The organism is Pseudoclavibacter caeni (assembly GCF_008831125.1).
Taxonomy (GTDB): domain Bacteria; phylum Actinomycetota; class Actinomycetes; order Actinomycetales; family Microbacteriaceae; genus Pseudoclavibacter_A; species Pseudoclavibacter_A caeni.
Genome location: NZ_WBKA01000003.1, coordinates 255,815 through 272,890, shown reverse-complemented (window position 1 = coordinate 272,890; position 17,076 = coordinate 255,815). Strand labels below are relative to the sequence as shown.

General features: G+C 72.8%; 12 protein-coding genes and 1 tRNA gene. 4 read left to right on the top strand and 9 right to left on the bottom strand.

Translation table 11 applies throughout. From position 1 onward, the window contains the following. Positions 1-56 precede the first annotated feature (56 nt). A complete protein-coding gene (locus F8O02_RS05440) occupies positions 57-566 on the top strand; it encodes a phosphoribosyltransferase (protein ID WP_158036220.1) in 510 nt (169 codons plus the stop codon). A 44-nt stretch (positions 567-610) separates the two neighbouring features. On the opposite strand, the gene F8O02_RS05435 is transcribed toward F8O02_RS05440, so the two are convergent. From F8O02_RS05435 to F8O02_RS05400, 8 genes are all read right to left on the bottom strand, one after another. Further along, entirely contained in the window at positions 611-1,336 is a 726-nt protein-coding gene (locus F8O02_RS05435) for an NAD(P)H-hydrate epimerase (protein WP_158036219.1), read from the bottom strand. Between the two features lie 167 nt (positions 1,337-1,503). Next, positions 1,504-2,730, bottom strand: a complete 1,227-nt coding sequence (locus tag F8O02_RS05430) for an ABC transporter permease (protein ID WP_158036218.1) — start codon at positions 2,728-2,730, stop codon at positions 1,504-1,506. Then, positions 2,727-3,626 carry an ABC transporter ATP-binding protein gene (locus F8O02_RS05425; protein WP_158036217.1) on the bottom strand — a complete coding sequence of 300 codons (900 nt, stop codon included), beginning with the start codon at positions 3,624-3,626 and terminating at the stop codon, positions 2,727-2,729. Before F8O02_RS05425 ends, F8O02_RS05430 begins: the two co-directional genes overlap by 4 nt. After that, positions 3,623-4,498 (bottom strand): methylated-DNA--[protein]-cysteine S-methyltransferase, encoded by an 876-nt coding sequence (locus F8O02_RS09200; RefSeq protein ID WP_158036216.1) that lies wholly within the window; start codon positions 4,496-4,498, stop codon positions 3,623-3,625. The genes F8O02_RS05425 and F8O02_RS09200 overlap by 4 nt, the downstream gene beginning before the upstream one ends. A gap of 104 nt (positions 4,499-4,602) precedes the next feature. Beyond that, the gene (locus F8O02_RS05415; protein ID WP_158036215.1) at positions 4,603-5,586 is read right to left on the bottom strand and encodes a ribonuclease H family protein; all 984 of its coding nucleotides are present in this window, start codon (positions 5,584-5,586) and stop codon (positions 4,603-4,605) included. 38 nt (positions 5,587-5,624) lie between these two features. Further along, on the bottom strand, positions 5,625-6,917 hold the full coding sequence (locus F8O02_RS05410) for an alpha-hydroxy acid oxidase (RefSeq protein ID WP_158036214.1): 1,293 nt from the start codon (positions 6,915-6,917) through the stop codon (positions 5,625-5,627). A gap of 109 nt (positions 6,918-7,026) precedes the next feature. Further along, positions 7,027-8,283, bottom strand: a complete 1,257-nt coding sequence (locus F8O02_RS05405) for an MFS transporter (RefSeq protein ID WP_179416359.1) — start codon at positions 8,281-8,283, stop codon at positions 7,027-7,029. 53 nt (positions 8,284-8,336) lie between these two features. After that, positions 8,337-12,257: a non-ribosomal peptide synthetase gene (locus tag F8O02_RS05400; RefSeq protein WP_158036212.1), complete on the bottom strand. Its 3,921-nt coding sequence runs from the start codon at positions 12,255-12,257 to the stop codon at positions 8,337-8,339. Between the two features lie 86 nt (positions 12,258-12,343). Between F8O02_RS05400 and F8O02_RS05395 the strand changes: the two genes are divergently transcribed. Together F8O02_RS05395 and F8O02_RS05390 are read left to right on the top strand one after the other, a co-directional pair. Further along, positions 12,344-12,589, top strand: a complete 246-nt coding sequence (locus F8O02_RS05395) for a phosphopantetheine-binding protein (protein WP_158036211.1) — start codon at positions 12,344-12,346, stop codon at positions 12,587-12,589. Beyond that, positions 12,589-14,250 carry a (2,3-dihydroxybenzoyl)adenylate synthase gene (locus F8O02_RS05390; protein ID WP_158036210.1) on the top strand — a complete coding sequence of 554 codons (1,662 nt, stop codon included), beginning with the start codon at positions 12,589-12,591 and terminating at the stop codon, positions 14,248-14,250. Before F8O02_RS05395 ends, F8O02_RS05390 begins: the two co-directional genes overlap by 1 nt. Positions 14,251-15,026: 776 nt before the next feature. Here the strand turns inward: F8O02_RS05390 and F8O02_RS05385 are convergent. Continuing rightward, positions 15,027-15,103 (bottom strand) — tRNA-Arg (locus F8O02_RS05385). 143 nt (positions 15,104-15,246) lie between these two features. Here F8O02_RS05385 and argS point away from each other — a divergent pair. Next, positions 15,247-17,055 (top strand): arginine--tRNA ligase, encoded by a 1,809-nt coding sequence (gene argS / locus F8O02_RS05380; RefSeq protein ID WP_225734128.1) that lies wholly within the window; start codon positions 15,247-15,249, stop codon positions 17,053-17,055. Positions 17,056-17,076: the final 21 nt, after the last annotated feature.

The window sequence follows — 17,076 nt, the reverse complement described above, 5'->3', positions numbered from 1 at the left end:
CGCCCGCCTCCGCTGCGGCATAGGATCGAGGGCGACTCGAGCGAGGAGAACGACACATGAGCGAACGTCCCTGGGAGACGACACCGGGCCACACGGAGATCCGGGAGGTGCTGCTGTGGAACGAGTTCGGTGAGGCCGCCCGCGAGCTCGCCCGGCAGATCGTCGCCAGCGGGTTCGAGTTCGACGTGATCGTGGCCATCGCCCGGGGCGGTCTGCTGCCGGCCGGCGCCATCTCGTACGCGCTCGACACCAAGAAGTGCGCGAGTCTGAACGTCGAGTTCTACTCCGGGATCGGCGAGACGCTCGACGAGCCGATGGTGTTGCCGCCGTTCTTGGACGTTGACTCGCTGCGCGGCCGGCGCGTGCTGCTCGTCGACGACGTCGTCGACTCCGGGCGCACCCTGCAGATGGTCGTGCGGATGCTCGAGGAGCAGGGCGCTGACGTGAAGAGCGCCACCCTCTACGAGAAGCCCACCACCGTCATCAGACCGGATTTTGTCTGGCGGCGCACGGCCCGGTGGATCATGTTCCCCTGGTCGGCGCAGCCTCCGGTGACGGCGGACTGAGGGGCGGGGTTCAGGGCCGGGTGACGGTGGGCCGAGGGGGCGGCTCAGTCGTCGACGACGAGCGCCGGTGGCACGTCCGCCAGCTGCGGGCCGAGCCCGATGTCGATGACGCTGAGCTCGCCGGCGAGCTCACGGGCCGGGGAGCGCAGCAGCCCCGCCTTCGCCGCGCCGAAGGTGACGGTGAGTGTGGCGGGCAGCACGGTCTGGTCGGGCACGGCGCCGCTGTCGACGTCGATGCCGCTCGGCACGTCCACCGCGACCACGACCGGCCGGCTGTCCGGGCGGGTGGCCGCGAGCGCCTCGAGCACCGCGGCCACCGCGGCCCGGGGCATTCCGCGCAGGGCGGCGGCGTCACCGTGTCGGGCACCGGTGCCGAGGATGCCGTCCACGATCACGTCGGCGGAACGCGCGGCACGGCCGGTCGCGGACACGACCGCATCCCGATCCGCCCCGGGGTCGACCAGGACGTCCGCGCCGGCGGCGCGGGCCGCCTCGAGCCCGGCGGCATGCGCGCGGTCGGCGACGGGCAGCACCGACACCGCGACCCCCTGATCGGCTAGGTCACGCCCGGCGTACAGGGCGTCGCCTCCGTTGTCGCCGGGGCCGATGAGCAGCAGCACCCGGGCCGCGTCGAGCGGCCGACCGCGGTCGGCGAGGAGCCCGGTGATCTCCCGGGCCAGCGCGGCGGCGGCGCGATGCATCAGTGGCACCCCGTCATCGAGCAGGGGACGCTCCGCGGTGCGGATCTGGTCTGCGGTGTAGGCCTTCATGCCTCCAGTATGCTTCGCCCGTCTCGGGGAACGGCCCCGGCTCCTCCGCGCGGTGCGGGGGGCCCGGACCCGCTCGATCCGCTCTCCTGCGGCGGGCCACTCCACTCCCGCGGGGCGGGGAGGCCGCGGGTCCGGTTTCTCGGCCGCTCCCGGCGGCGACACCGCGGTCAGCCGCGGCCGAGCGCGCGGCGCAGCCCCACCCGGGAGCCGGTGTGCAGCACGGAGCGCCGGTAGATCCCGGCGCCCAGCAGCGCCGTGACCACGACCAGGGCGACCATGAGCACTCCGGCGACGGCGAGCTCGCCCCCGGTCACCGAGCCGGCGCCCACACGCATCGGCATGAGCAGGGCGGAGAACGGCGGCACCAGGCTGAGCCAGCGCACCCAGGGCGCCGTGACGTCCTGCAGTGCGAGCACGCTGCTGAGGTAGGTGCCCATCACGAGGAACAGCAGCGGGGTGGTGACCGTGCCCACGTCCTCCTGACGTGAGACCATCGAGCCCGCGGCCCCATAGGCGAACGCGTAGAAGAGGTAGCCGGGCAGGAACCAGACGAGGCTGACGAGCACGACCGGCAGCACGCCGCTCGTGCCGCCGGCGCTGGCCTCGGTCGCGGCGTCCAGCGTCGCCGCGGGATCGGTGGCCCCGGCGAGCAGCACCACCCCGTTGGCCACCGCGCCGGTGAGCCCCGCGGCGAGGAAGAGCGCCAGCTGGAGCAGCCCGACGGCGCCGATGCCGAGCACCTTGCCGACGAGTAGCTGCCGCGGGGTGACGACCGCGAGCAGCAGCTCGATCACCCGGCTCGACTTCTCCTCGACGACGCCCTGGGCGACCGCCATGCCCGAGACGAACAGCTGCATGAACAGCAGCAGGCTCGCCAGGAAGGCGACGACGAGCAGGATCGGGTCGGTCGTGGGCGCCCCGATGCTCTCGGTCACGGGCGCCGCGGCGTCGACATCGCGCTCGATGCCGGCGAGGTCCACGCCCGCCGCGGCGAGCAGGGCGGATCTGGTCGCCGAGCGCACCGCCTCGTCGATCGTCGCCGCCTGGCCCGCCGGCAGGTCGCCGTCGATGACGAGCCGGCTGCGCGGGCCGTCCGCGGTGTCGTCCGTGACGAGCGCCGCACGCGCCGCGCCGGTGGCGACGAGCTCTCGGGCGGCAGCCTCGTCGTCGGCGGGGCGCACGGTGAACTCGGTCTCCGGGAGGGTCTCGGCGGCGGCGGTCGCGACCGTTCCGGAGACGGCGAGCGTGGTCGGCCGGTCGAGCAACGTGACGGCCCGGGGCAGCAGGCTCGCCAGCAGGATGAGCGCCAGCGTGATCGCGGTCGACCACAGGAAGCCGCGGCTGCGCACCCGGGTGCGGATCTCGCGGCCGGCGACGAGCAGGGTGGGCCTCATGCGCCGATCACCTCGCGATACAGGTCGGTCAGGTCGGGTCGGATGCGGGTGAACTCGGTCACCGTGGCGGCGGCGACTCCCGCCCGCAGCACCGTGGCTGCGGTTTCCGGGGCGTCATCGGCGAGTTCCAGCTCGATGCCGAGGGGGCAGCGGACCACGTCGACGACGCCGGGCAGATCGCGACCCCAGCCGTCGGGCAGGGGCGACGAGACGAGTCGGTAACGTACTGGGGCGTCTGCCCGCAGCTCGTCGACCGTGCCGACGGCGACCATGCGTCCACCGGCGATGATGCCGACCCGGTCGCACAGCCGCTGCACGAGGTCGAGCTGGTGCGAGGAGAACAGCACGGGGACGCTGCGGGCGGCGGCCTCGCGCAGGACGGCGGCCATCACGCCGACGGCGACCGGGTCAAGCCCCGAGAAGGGCTCGTCGAGCACGAGCAGATCGGGGTCGTGAACGAGCGCCGCGGCCAGCTGCACCCGCTGCTGGTTGCCGAGGCTCAGCCGCTCGACTGGGTCGCCGAGGCGATCGGCCACGCCCAGCCGGGTCGTCCAGCGCAGTGCAGCCGCGCGGGCCGCCGTGCGGTCGAGACCGTGGAGCCTGGCGAGATGGGCGAGCTGGTCGCCCACCCGCATCCTCGGGTACAACCCACGTTCCTCCGGCATGTAGCCGATGCGCCGTCGTCGGGCCGCGTCGATCGGCGCACCGTCCACGAGCACGTCGCCCGCGTCCGGCACGACCATCCCCAGTACGGCGCGCATCGTGGTGGTCTTGCCTGCCCCGTTCGCGCCGACGAAGCCGAGGATCTCGCCCGGCCCCACCTCGAACGACACGTCATCGAGCACCGTGCGCTCGCCGTAGCGCACGTGCAGTCCTCGCACGGCCAGTGTCGTCATCCGCGGTCTCCAGTGGCGGAGGGTTGGGCCGGGGCCGGGGCGTCCGCGGGGGTCGGGCGGTGACCGGTCGCCCCGGTCGTCGCGCGGGCGGCACGGGGCGCGCCGACCGGGGGCCGACCCGCCAGCGTCTCGCGTTCCAGCCGCTGGAGCAGGGCCTTCGCCGGCATCCCGCCACGGTAGCCGCCCAGACTGCCGTCCGAGCGCACCACCCGGTGACACGGGACGATGATCGGCACGGGGTTGCCCGAGCACCCGGAGCCCACGGCCCGCACAGCGCGCGGTCGGCCGGTGCGTGCCGCGATGGCGGCGTAGGAGGCGGTCTCACCATAGGGGATGCGGCGCAGCTCGCGACGCACCTCGAGGGCGAAGCCGTGGGAGAGCACGTCGTCGACGGCCACGGCGAAGGCCCGCCGATCGCCGCTGAAGTACTCTCGGAGCTCCAGAGCCGTTTCGTCCAGCGTGCGCAGGGCGCTGGCATGCGGCGCATCCCGGTCGGCGAGCCAGGGATCGGGGAGGCCGACGGCGAGCCCGGGGGCGCCGCGGTCTCGACGCCGCACCGCGGTGTCCGGGCCGGGCCGGCCGGCCGCCGCCGGGTCGACCGGGGGAACTGACTCGATGGTGTCCGGGGTCAGCCGGGCGACGAGCTCCTCGATCACGGGATCGACCCCCTCGGTGGCGAAGGCCACGCGCACCACCCCGCGTTCGGTCGCCGCGATCAGCAGCGGGCCGAGCGGGGAGGGCACGACGGTGTCGGCGAGCACGCTGGTGCGATCCGGTCGGTCACAGGTCTGGCCGTCGACCGGCTCGTCCGCGACAGGGTGGACGGCGGGGCGGGCGGTGACGGTCGTGGGGGCGATGGTGTCGTGGTCCATGCCCCCAGTGTGCCGGCGCAGTGACGGGCCCTGGGCGGGGCGGGCCCGGCCTGTGGACGCAGCGGTGCCGGCGGCCGGACTGTGCACCGTCTCCCGGTGTGCCGTCACGGGCGCGCCGTCGCGTCGTCGCGCTCGATCGCACGGAAGCCGGGCACCCCGGCCAGCAGGGCCAGCGCGTCCCACAGACGCACCGCGGCCCGGCCGGTCGGCGCCGGATCGACGACGGGGCCGCGGAAGACGCGTCCGCCGATGACGAGCAGCGCCGGGGTCGCGGCCCCCGCGGGCGCGTCGTGGCGGTCCGGTGCGGTATCCGCGGCCGGACGCGCCGACGCGCCCAGCAGGGTGCGCAGGTCGTCCGGCAGAGGCGCCGTGCCGGTGACCGTCCAGTGCACGTCGAGATCGCGAAGGCGGGCGACATCGGCGAGCCACCGGGCGGTCGCCACCGCCACCGGGCTCGCCGGATCCAGCACGAGGCGCACCGACGGACGTGCGCCCCGTGTCGGCGTGCGCGGCGCGCCATCGGTCGTCTGGGCGTCGGCGACCGAGACGAATCTCGGGCCGGTCGGCCTCGCCGCGGCCGTCTCGGCCCCTCCAGCCCCGGACGTCTTCGGCCCCCCGGGAGCCAGCCCCGGCCCGGCCGGCGCCGGCCGCCCCGCCTGGATGGCGAGTGCGGCGCCGTGGGCGCGCTGGTCGGCGGCCTCGTTCATCTCATGGCCGGCGTGCCCCTTCACCCAGTCGAAGCGGACGTCGCGGCCGGCGAGCGCCCGGTCGATCGCCTCCAGCTGGTCGCGGTTGAGCACCGGCCTCCCATCGGACTTCTTCCAGCCGCGCCGCTTCCAGCCCGGCATCCACTTGGTCACCGAGTTGATCACGTACTGACTGTCGCACAGCACCCGCAGCGGCTCGTCGGCGAGCCCCGCCCGCGCGGTCGCCTCCAGCAGCTCGAGCACGGCCTGCAGCTCGCCGCGGTTGTTCGTGCTGTGCTCCCAGCCGCCCGCGGCCCAGCGTGCCTCGTCGATGTACCAGGCCCACCCGGCGGGGCCGGGGTTGCCGAGGGCGGATCCGTCTGCAGCTGCAGTGATGGTCATGGCATCCATTGTCGCAGCCTGGAGCTCGTGCATCCCGCTCAGCGCGTCCGGGCGAGCGGGATGCGTCCCTCGTCGTTCGGGGCATCGTCGACGCGCGGATCGGGGATCGGCGACAGCCGGCGCAGCAGCCTCACGTGCTGAGGGCCGAGGTCCGCGGTGCGCGCGACGCCCAGCAGCTGCAGCGTCCGCGTGTACTCGGCGCGCATGACTGAGAGCACCTTGGCGACACCCTCGCGGCCGGCGGCCATGAGACCGTACAGGTACGCCCGGCCGATCATGGCCATGTCGGCTCCCTGGGCGATCGCCGTGACGACGTCGGCGCCGTTCATGATGCCGGTGTCGATGAGGATCGTGGCGTCGTCGCCGAGCGCCTCGCGCACCCGGGGCAGCAGGTGCAGCGGGATCGGCGCACGGTCGAGCTGCCGGCCACCGTGGTTCGACAGCCACACGGCGTCCGCGCCGGCGTCGTGCACGCGGCGGGCGTCGGTGACGGTCTGGATGCCTTTCACGACGAGGTTGCCGTCCCACTGCTCGCGCAGCCACTCGACGTCCTCGATCGAGATCGTCGGGTCGAACATCGCGTTCGCGATCTCCGCGACCGTGCCGTTCCACGAGTCGAGCGAGGCGAAGCGCAGCGGCTCGGTCGTGAGGAAGTTCCACACCCAGGCGGGACGCAGCGCGCCGTTCAGGAACGTCTTCGGCGTCAGCCGGGGTGGGATCGTCATGCCGTTGCGGACGTCACGAAGCCGGGCGCCGGCGACGGGGCAGTCGACGGTCAGCACGATCGTGTCGTATCCGGCGGCCTTCGCCCGCTCGACGAGGGCGACCGAGCGCTCGCGGTCCTTCCACAGGTACAGCTGGAACCAGTTCCAGCCGCCCGGGGTCGCGCCGGCGAGGTCCTCGAGCGAGGTGGTGCCCATCGTCGAAAGGTTGTATGGGACGCCTGCGTCGGCGGCCGCCTGTCCGGCGGCGATCTCGCCCTCGTGGTTCATCATCCGCACGAACCCGGTGGGGCAGATGCCCAGCGGGAACGCGACCCGGTGGTCGAAGATCGTCTGCGAGACGTCCAGGTCGCCGACCGGGCTGAGCACGGCGGGATGGAACTCGACGTCACGCCATGCCTGGCGCGCCCGGCGCAGGCTCACCTCGCCCTCGGCGGCGCCGTCGACGTAGTCGAAGGGCACGGCGGGGGTGCGCCGCCGGGCGATCCGACGGATGTCCCACACGTCGGCGACGCTCGACAGCCGCCGGCGCTTGCCGTCGAGGTCGATGGGTTTCACCTGCAGGAACTGTCGCAGGTCCTGCCACCTGGGGATTCTGCGCTGGGTCATGGGCTCCTCCTCCTGATCGCTGCGGATCTCGATCATCGTAGGACGTTCTCCCGCGCCGCTGTCCTGGCCCGCGTCGTCACGACCTCACAGGCCTGGCCGCGGACGGCTGTCAGCTCGCCCGTCCGCGGGCGCGGCGGGCGTCGGTGAACGCGAGCGCCAGCAGCGAGCCGAGCAGGGCGGCCGCCGCGAAGCTCTCGAGCACTCGGGCGGGGCCGAGCCCGGCGGCGAGGATCTGCCCGCCGAGGATCGGGGCGGCGACGGCGCCGATTCGGCCGAGGCCGAGGGTCATCCCGAGCGCGGTCGTGCGCAGCCGGGCGGGGAACGCGTCGGCGACGAGATCGTTGGCCAGATTCTGCGCCGTGATCGCACCGACACCGAGCAGGGCCGCCGCGATGGTCGTCAGCCAGGCCGGCCCGATCCGGCCGGCGATCAGTAGCAGACTGCCCGCCGCCAGCACTCCGGCGAGTGCGGCCACGAGCCGGCTGCCCCAGCGTCGGGCGAGCATCGCCGCGCCGATCGAGCCGACGACCGCCCCGATGTTCAGTGTCAGCATCAGCTGCAGGGCGCTGTCCATCGGCAGGTCGAAGTCGCGCATGAGCTGGGTCAGCCAGGTGCTCACGCCGTACCAGGTGAGCAGGTCGACGAAGGTCGTCGCGATGCCGAGCAGCAGCATCCCCCTGCGCCCTCGGACGAGCAGCTCGCGCAGCGTGCCGGAGCCCGCCGGGCCGCGCGGTTCCCGGGGCATCCGGCGCAGCGCGGGAGCGGTCAGCGCGAGCAGCAGCAGGCCGACGATCCCGCCGGCGAGGAACAGCGTCCGCCAGCCCCCGATGCCGAGCACCCACTGCGCCGTGAGCGTCGAGACGACTGCGCCGATGGCGATCCCGGACATCACGAGCGTGATCGTCATCGACCCGTCCCCGTCGGCCGTCGCGCGGCGCGCCGCCGACAGTGCAGCCGGGAGGACGAGCCCCAGAAAGGCGCCCGCGACCAGGCGGAGGACGCCGATCTGCACACCGGATCCGGCGAGCGCGACGGCAGCGGTCGCCAGGGTGAACCCGATGATCCCCGTGAACACGGTGCTCGCCGTGCCGAGTCGCCGGCTGACGGCGCCGGCGAACACCCCGCCGAGCAGCATCCCGAGGAACGCCATGCTTCCGATCGTCCCCGCCCCGGCGCGGTCCACGCCCAGCGGCTCATCGGCGATGAGCGCCGGGATGGCGTTGCTGAACAGCAGGAGGTCGTACCCCTCGACGATCATGATCGCCGTGCAGGTGACGACGACGCGCCAGTCCGTCGTCGCTCGTTCCCCAGCTGGTCTCCCGGCAGCCGTCTCCACGGCTGCCGTTCCTCTTCCTCGGCTGTCCATGTGATCCTCTCCTCTCCTCTTTCCTCTTCTCTCTTCTGCTCGTCTCGTCTCCGTCACCGCCGCACGTCCCCTGCACGCGTGAGGATGTCGGCCACCGCAGGCGCCCACGCCTCGGTGACGAGCTGCTCGTGCCGGATCGGCAGCTCCCGCTGCTGCCACGGGCCTCGACACACGGCACGCCAGGGGCGGGGGTCGAGCCATTCCGCGCCGTCACCCGCGCCGACGAACACCGTGGGCGTTGCCGTCTGCGGCAGCCGGGCGGAGCGCATCAGCCGGTTCCCCGCGGCGACGGCGTCGCGCAGTCCGCGCAGATGCCGCGCGTCGAGCTCGCCGAGGGGATGCCCGCGTTCGGCCAGCGCCCGGGCCACGTCTGGCAGCGTGGCGTGCTCGGGGCTCTCCAGCAGGGCTCGGGGCTCGATCCCGGCCATCCGGGTGAGCGCCATGACGGGGTCCTGGGGTGGCACCGGCGCCGCCCGCCAGACGGATGGGGGATAGGCGTCCAGCAGGCCGAGCAGTACCGGACGTCTGCCGAGCTCCTCCAGCCTGGTCACGAGGCGGTGCGCGATGACCCCGCCGACCGACCAGCCGATCACGTGCAGGCGTCCGGTCGGTGCGGCGCTGAGCAGGCCGTCCGCCATCCGGCGGGCGACCTGGTCGACGTCGTCAGCGGCGACGCCCGACTCCCAGACCCCTGACTGCAACCCCAGTACACGCCCGGGCAGCAGTCCCGCGAGCGTCCGGTAGCACCAGGCGAGACCGCCGGCGGGATGGATGAATGCCCACACCCGGTCCTCGTCGTCGAGCGCCGGGGCACGCCCGGCCGGCGTGAGATCGAGCACGGGGGCGAATCCCGCGTCGCGCCGGTCCGCGTCGATGAGGGCGGCCAGCGCTCGAGGCGTGCTGGCCGCGAAGATGTCCGCGTAGTCAGCGTGCACCCCATCCTCCTCCAGCTGCACGACGAGCTCGACAGCGCTCAGCGACGATCCGCCGTGCGTGAAGAAGTCATCGGTCATGCCGAGTCCCGTCTGCGCCTCGTCGGCCTGCGGATCGGCGAGCACACGACGGAACGCGGCGAGCACCCGACGCTCGAGATCCGTCCGCGGGAGGGTGCCGCGACCCTGGAGCTCCGGGGCGGGCAGTGCGCGTCGGTCGAGCTTCCCCGAGGGGGAGAGTGGCAGCTCCGGCAGCGGCAGCACCACGGTGGGCACCAGCGCGTTGGGGAGTGTTCGGCGGCAGTGGCGCCGCGCCGCGTCGGCGGCGGCCTGGCCGCCCACCACATAGCCGACGAGGATGCGGTCGCCGGCGCGAGCGTGCACGGTCGCGGCGGTCTCGGGCGCCGCGGGCAGGCTCAGCGCTCGCTCGATCTCTCCGAGCTCGAGGCGCTGGCCGTGCAGCTTGACCTGCCCGTCTCGTCGGCCGCGGTAGCGCAGCAGACCGGCGCGGTCTCGCACCGCACGGTCGCCGGTGCGGTACTCGCGGGCGGGGCCGTCCGGATGGTCTTCCATCCGGACGAACGCCCGGTCGGTCTCCTCGGGGCGTCCCCGATACCCTTCGGCGAGCTGGATGCCGCCCAGACACAGCTCGCCCGTCACGCCGTCGGGCAGCAGACGTCCGGCCGGATCCCGCACCTCCGCCGTCGTGTTCCACACCGGCAGGCCGATGGGGATGTCCGGGTCGACGACGTGCCTCGCAGCCACGTGCGCGGTGACGTCGATGGCCGCCTCTGTGGGGCCGTAGAGATTGACGATCCGGGCGTCCGTGAGCGCATGCGCCGCAGTGACGACGTCCCCGGTGAGCGTCTCCCCGGAGCAGACGATCAGTCGCAGTGAGCTGAGATCCGGCCGCCGTGCGGAGCGCTGCAGGGCGGACACGAAGGTGCGCAGCATGGTGGGCACGAAATGCACCACAGTGACCTGTTCGCGCTCGATGAGCTCGCCCAGCGCGAAGGGGTCCCGCTGAGCGCCGGGCGGGGCGATGACGGTGACCGCGCCGGCCACCGGGGGCAGCAGCAGCTCCCACAAGGAGACGTCAAAGCCGATCGGGGTCTTGTGCAGCACACGGTCGCCCGGGCCGATCCTGAGGGCGTCCGCCATCCACAGGAGACGATTGGCCAGTGCGATGTGGTGGACCACCACGCCTTTCGGGCGTCCGGTGGACCCCGAGGTGAACAGCAGGTAGGCGGGGTCGTCCGCATCCGGGCCGGATGCCACCGGTCGAGGGGGCGTCGACTCGGCGAGAGGCGCCGCCGCGGCGTCGAGGAGGATCACCGGCGCGTCCTCCGGGAGCAGCCCGACGGTGTCCGGAGTGGTGACCACGGCCGAGGCCGAGGCGTCCGCCAGCATCATCCGGATGCGCTCCGCGGGCGCGTCCGGATCGAGCGGCAGATAGACCAGGCCTGAGCGGAGGACGGCGAGGACGGCGGCCACGAGGGACGCCCCGCGGTGCAGGCACACGCCCACGGTCATGCCGGGGCGCAGACCCCGGTCTCGTAGCAGGGCGCTCAGCCCCGACGACTCCCGGGCGAGCTCCTCGCGGGTGAGCATACATCCCGGGGCGATCAGCGCGAGCCGGCGCGGCTGTCGCCGCACCGTGCGGTCGGTGATCGCCGGCACGGTCAGCGGACGTCCCGCGTCGTCCGTCGGCAGCGGGTGGTTGGCCCGTGCCCGACGCACCCGCACGCGATCGCGTTCCTTGGGAAGCAGCCATCCGGCCGCTGTGAACCGATCCCGCGGACCGGCGACGGCGAGGCGCTCCAGACGCAGCAGCAGCCGGTCCGCCAGGTCATCCAGCTCCTCGGGCGACCGCAGCCGCGGGTTCCCGTCGACGTCGAGGTGGAGGCGCTCGCCGTCGGGGTACACGCTGATGGTGAGGTCCTCGACGGGACCAGCCGAGAGATCCACCATGCGCGCAGTCATCCCGTGCACGCGCGGGTCGTCGTGGAACGGCTTGAGGTTCAGCTGCGGGCCGATCAGCCGTTCCGACGGGGGCAGTGACGCGGCCGCGCGGAGGTCCTCGCTGATCGCGTGCTGGTGGGCGCTGGCGTCGTGGAGGCGCTTCTCGACCTCGCGGAGCGTCCGACGGACATCGGCCTGCGGATCGATGTTGACGCGCATCGGCATGACCGTCACCCGAGGGGCGATGGTCCGCCGCCAGACCCGATCACCTCGACGCATCAGCGGCAGCCCCAGCACCGCGGTCGTGGTATCGGTGAACGAGGCGACCAGATCCGCGGCCGCCGCGGCCACGGCGGCCGCCCAGATGGTCTGACAGCGGCGGGCGAGGTGGTTCAACAGAGCCGTCGCGCGCACGGGGAGATCCCGCTGAACACGGATGTGCGTCGCGGCGGGACGGGGTGTGGCCGCCTCGACCCCGGGAGAGCGGGCCGGCACCGGCGGCGAGGCGAGCCAGTGTCGCAGGTCTGAACCGGCAGCGGGGAGCTCCGCGGCCTCGGCGTCGACGAGCTCGGCGAGCGTGGGCGCCTCCGGCAGCGGCCGGCCGGCGCAGGCACCGAGCAGCTGGGCGAACAGCAGGGAGTGACCGTATCCGTCCGTGAGGACGTGGTGGAGCCGCTGGTACCACAGCGATCGGTCGCCTGGCAGGAGGAACAGCATTTCGCTGACGAGGTCGACGGCGGCCCGTTCGGGGGTGCGCGGTGCGCTCAGGTCGGCCCGCATCAGCGCGAGGGCACGGTCGCGCGCGTCCGGCTCGTCACGCAGATCCCACACCGCGGGAGACCAGACCGGCAGGGGCAGCACCTGCTGACGCGTCTCCCCGTCCGCCTCGACGAGCACGGTGCGCAGCAGCTCGTGTCGGTCGACGGCGGCGGCGACGGCGTGCCGGGAGCGATCGGGCCGCACTGTCGTGGGGATGTCGAGGTACCGGCCCGTCTGGAACGCTCTGGAGTCTCCGGCGAGCCGTTCGGCGAGCCGGACGCCACGCTGGGTCGAGAGCAGCGGGAGGAAACATCTGGTCATATGCAGCGAGTGTATACTCTACGAACGTTGATTTAGGAAAGCCTGCCCGATTCGTGGGTCGGGCGGTGATCGGTGATGGGAGCGACGTGATCGACGAGACGACGGTGAGGCGGCAGCTCGCCGGGTTCCTGCGGGGGACCTCGGCCGAGGACATCGATCTGGACGTGGATCTCTTCGACCAGGGGCTCGACTCGCTGAGCGCCATGGAGCTCGTCCAGCAGGCGCGGGACGCCGGCCACGACGTCGGGTACGTCGATCTTCTGGGCGATTCCACCCCGCGCGGCTGGTTGCGGCTGCTCGAACGCCGGGCGGCGGAGGAGCGGGGCGCCTGATGCTCGCCGGCGCGGTGCCGTTCTCCGCTGAACGGGCGCGACAGTATCGCGCCGCCGGGCTCTGGAACGGGTCCACCTTCCCGGCGATGCTGCACGACAGCGTCCTCCGTCGAGGCGAGCACGTCGCGGTCGTGGACGCCTCTGGGCGCAGCCTCACCTACCGGCAGCTCGAGCACGCCAGCCTCGTCGTCGCCGCCAGGATGCGGGCTGCGGGGGTGGGGGATCGAGATCGGGTCGTGCTGCAGCTGCCGAACGTGCTCGAGTTCCTCCCCGTCCTGTTCGGGGTGTTCTGGATCGGGGCGGTGCCGGTGTTCGCCCTGCCCGCACATCGCCGGGAGAGCATCGCGCACTTCGTGCGGCATGCGGACGCCGTGGCGCTCATCACCGTCGAGCGGCACCTGCGGGATCCGCTCGGAGACGTCGCCCGGGCCGTGCAGGAGGAGCTGCGTGGCGAGGGGCGGGAGCTGCTCGTCATCACACATCCCGAGCAGCTGATGGAGGAGCCCGCCGACGGCGTCGGGGAGGAGCTGACCCGCTGCGCCGCGATCGACGCCGAGGACGTGGCGTTCCTGCAGCTCTCCGGCGGCACCACGGGGACACCGAAGCTGATCCCCCGCACGAGCGACGACTACATGCTGACCCTCCGCCTCAGCGATGAGATCTGCGCCGTCGACCAGGATGCCGTCTATCTCGCGGCCCTGCCCATCGCGCACAACTTCACGATGAGCTCGCCCGGGGTGCTCGGCACGCTGCTGGCTGGCGGCACGGTCGTGGTCGCGCCCACCCCGGCTCCGGACGTGTGCCTGCCGCTCATCCGCCGCGAGCGGGTCACGATCACCGCGCTCGTCCCGCCGATGGCCCTGCTCTGGGCGAGACACGTCCCGCAGGATCCGGACGTCCTCGCCTCGCTGCGGACGCTGCTCATCGGCGGGGCGAAGCTCACCGACGCGGCCGCCGAGCGGATCGCCGCGGCGATGCCCTGCCGTCTGCAGCAGGTGTTCGGCATGGCGGAGGGGCTGGTCAACTACACCCGGCTGGACGACCCCCTCGAGGTCGTGCTGCACACACAGGGGCGACCGATGAGCGAGCACGACGAGATCCGGATCGTCGACGAGCAGGATCGCCCGGTGCCGCGCGGCACGGTCGGCGACCTGCTGACCCGCGGGCCCTACACGATCAACGGCTACTACCGGGCGGAGGAGACGAATCGCGTCTCGTTCACGTCAGACGGGTTCTACCGGACCGGTGATCTCGTCCGCATGCGCGAGGACGGATGTCTGGTCGTCGAGGGGCGCAGCAAGGATCTCATCAACCGGGCCGGGGAGAAGATCGTCGCCGCACATGTCGAGGACGTCCTGCTGCGTGACAGGCGGATCCTCGACGTGCTCGTCGTGCCCGTCCCCGACGACGTGCTCGGCGAGCGCGTCGTCGCCGTGCTCCGGCTCCAGGGACACGCACTCCCGGCTGACGCGCTCGAGCCGGCCCCGGCCGAGGTCGCACGGCGGGTGCGGCGACAGGTCCGTGACTCGGGGCTGCCGGCGTTCTGCGCCCCGGACGAGTGCGTGCTCGCTGGAGACTTCCCCATGACCGCGGTGGGCAAGTCCAGTCGTCGCGATCTGCGCCGGATGCTGGCCCGTCGCATCGCGTCCGCGGCGTCCTGACATGATCGCCCGGCCTCACCGCCGCTGACGGTCGGGTGGGCTGTGGACACGACGTCACAGCCCACCAGTCGCGGAGGGTGTGACCCGGTTGCCCGCCCATCCTCTCGTCTCACCGTGGCGTCTGACCTGACTCGCATTCTCCGATCGTTCTCGGACATCTGCGGGACTTGTCCGGCACCTCGAACTCGTCGTCGGCGCCCGGGGCCGTCGCGCCTGCCTGACGTGCCATGGCGCGGGAGACGGATGAGAGAGCGGACGCTCCGGACGCGGGGAGAGGGGCGGGTCCTGGAATTCCGGGTTCTCTGGAATCGAACTGGAACGATGCGTGATGTCACAGGTTGGTTCTAGAGTCGTCGGTGGGGTGCCTCCGCCGGCGGCCCCGCTGCGGTTCTCGGAGACCCCTGGCAGGGGCCTCCTGGCAGGGCGGGGGTGGTCTGGTGAGCCGGGCCACGTGCAGCGGGTGAGCGGTCGGTTCGGGAGGACGGCGTCGTCGCGACGACGCGAGGGGGGTGTGGGGTGGGGCGAGAGCCCCGCCCCACCGTGACGATCTGCACCGGCGGTTCACGGGCGGGATCCGATCCGGTGTGCGAGCAGATGCGGCTGGCTCTGATCAGAACTGTGCCGGGGCGGGCGTCCCCACTGCCGGCGATGCCGGCCGCTGTCAGAGGGGGAGGCAGGTCCGCCCACAGGCGATGCGAGGAATGTCTGATATCGCATGACGCTCTGGCACGCCTGCCTGCATGCGATGTGAGAGATGACAGGTGTTCGAGACACTCTGGTGCGCCCAAGGGGATTCGAACCCCTGGCCTTTGGTACCGGAAACCAACGCTCTATCCAGCTGAGCTATGGGCGCCCTGCGCATGACGCGCACGCTCAACAGTAGCACCATGCGTCGGGTGGTCTCGAACGGGGCGCTGTGACGCGCGTCCGCGGCGGCCGGATCGGGCGCGTCGCGGGGACGCGGCTGGCACGTCGAGAGCGATAGAATCGTCCCCCGTGACCCCTGAAGACCTCTCCCAGACCATCGCCGCCGCGCTCGCCGACCTCGCGCGGGAGGGACGCATCCCCGCCGAGCTCGCCGAGGTGGACGCCCCGCGCGTTGACCGTCCCAAGAGCCGTGACCACGGTGACTGGGCGACGAACGTGGCCCTGCAGCACGCGAAGCGCGTCGGGATGGCACCGCGCGAGCTTGCCGAGGCGATCGCCAGCCGATTGCGCGACGTCGATGGCATCGCCGAGGTGGACGTCGCCGGCCCCGGGTTCATCAACGTCACCCTGGACGCCGCGGCGGGCGCGTCGGTGCTCGCGACCGTGGCCGCACAGGGCGATCGCTACGGGGACAACGAGAGCCTCGCCGGGCACGCGATCGATCTCGAGTACGTCTCGGCGAATCCGACCGGCCCGCTGCACATCGGGCACACCCGCTGGGCCGCGCTCGGTGACTCGATCGCCCGACTGCTGCGCGCCTCCGGCGCTCGCGTCGTCAGCGAGTACTACATCAACGACGCAGGCAGCCAGATGGATCGCTTCGCGCGCAGCGTGCTCGCCGCGATCAAGGGGGAGCCGACGCCGGAGGACGGCTACCCGGGGCAGTACATCCAGGACCTCGCGGCCCAGGTGCGCGAGGCGCGGCCCGACATCCTCGAGCTGCCCGCGGCGGAGCAGCTCGTCACCGCCCGCGAGCTCGCCTACCAGCGCCAGCTGGCCGAGATCCGCGACTCCCTCGACCGCTTCAACGTGCACTTCGACGTGTGGTTCAGCGAGCGACGGCTGCACGCGATCGACCCGGCGACCGGACGCAGCGCGATCCAGCAGGCCGTCGAGCATCTGCGCGAGCAGGGGCGTGTCTACGAACGCGACGGAGCGACCTGGGTGCGCACATCCGATCTCGGCGATGACAAGGATCGCGTCGTGGTGCGCTCGAACGGGGAGGAGACCTACTTCGCCGCCGACGCCGCCTACTACCTGGACAAGCGGTCGCGCGGCTTCGAACAGTGCATCTACTTCCTCGGCGCCGATCATCACGGCTACGTGAACCGACTCAAGGCCGTCGTGGCTGCCGCGGGTGACGACCCCGAGACGAACATCAGCGTGCTCATCGGCCAGCTGGTGAACCTCGACGGGGCGAAGCTCTCCAAGCGCGCCGGCAACATCGTCGAGCTTGACGACCTGCTCGCCTGGCTCGGCACGGACGCCTTGCGCTACTGGCTGGCCCGCTACCCGGCTGACTCCCCACTCAACCTCGACGGTGAGCAGCTGCGCAGCCGCACGAACGACAACCCCGTCTTCTACGTGCAGTACGCGCACGCCCGCACGCACAACGTGGCGGTCAACGCCGCCGCCGCGGGCATCGCCGTCGCCTACCCGGGGCAGGGCATCGACCAGGTGCGCGCCGCGGCCACGGCTGCGGCCCGCACCGCGGCCGAGCGTCGCCTCGGCACCGACGCGGCCCGGGCGCGGATGCTCGCGGACGGCGACGGGCAGCTCGGCGAGGCGCACGCCTTCGTCTTCGACCCGGCGACGCTGACGGATCCGACGGAGACCCAGCTCATCGCCCGCATCGCCCAGTTCCCGGCGGTCGTCGCGAAGGCCGCGGGGCTGCGCGAGCCGCACCGTGTCGCCCGCTACCTGGAGGATCTCGCCGGCGACTTCCACCGGTGGTACGACGCCTGCCGGGTCATCCCGCTCAGCGAGGATCCGGTCGAGCCCGTGCACGCCGCCCGGCTGGCCCTCAACGACGCCGCCGGCCAGGTGCTGCGCAACGGCCTCGGCCTGCTCGGGGTGTCGGCGCCCGACCGGATGTGAGCCGTCTGACGGGCGTGCCCG